Source organism: Vibrio sp. 1562 (assembly GCF_033340155.1).
GTDB classification, from domain to species: Bacteria; Pseudomonadota; Gammaproteobacteria; order Enterobacterales; family Vibrionaceae; genus Vibrio; species Vibrio alginolyticus.
Genome location: NZ_JAWOVY010000683.1, coordinates 1 through 544, shown reverse-complemented (window position 1 = coordinate 544; position 544 = coordinate 1). Strand labels below are relative to the sequence as shown.

1 protein-coding gene is annotated in these 544 nt (G+C 45.8%); it reads right to left on the bottom strand.

All coding sequences use genetic code 11. The annotated features are described in order from the left end of the window. Positions 1–57: 57 nt before the first annotated feature. Positions 58–544, bottom strand: a 487-nt coding sequence (secF, locus tag R7Z49_RS27075) for a protein translocase subunit SecF (protein ID WP_318112759.1), incomplete at its 5' end; no start/stop codon positions are given.

The window sequence follows — 544 nt, the reverse complement described above, 5'->3', positions numbered from 1 at the left end:
AGATACAAAAAAACCGCTGAGAGTTCAGCGGTTTTTGTTTTCGATTCTCAATCAGCCTTATGGCATCTCGTCGAATTCTGCGCCTTCTTTCTCTACTTGCGGTGGCATCAAGTGCTCTTTCTGGATACCCAGTTTTAGAGCAAGTGCAGATGCTACGTAGATAGAAGAGTAAGTACCAACCGTGATACCTAACAACAGTGCCGTTGCAAAACCGTGGATCATTGCCCCGCCCTGTACAAACAGGGCAATAACTACAAACAACGTTGTACCAGAAGTAATCAACGTACGGCTCAATGTTTGTGTAATCGAAGCATCCATGATGTCCGCAGGATCACCTTTACGCATCTTGCGGAAATTTTCACGAATACGGTCGAATACTACGATGGTATCGTTGAGCGAGTAACCAACAACCGTTAGCAACGCAGCCACGATAGTTAGGTCCACTTCAATCTGTAGGAATGAGAATACACCCAGCGTGATAATAATATCGTGCGCCAACGCCATTACAGCACCAGCCGCTAGACGCCATTCAAATCGCATTGAT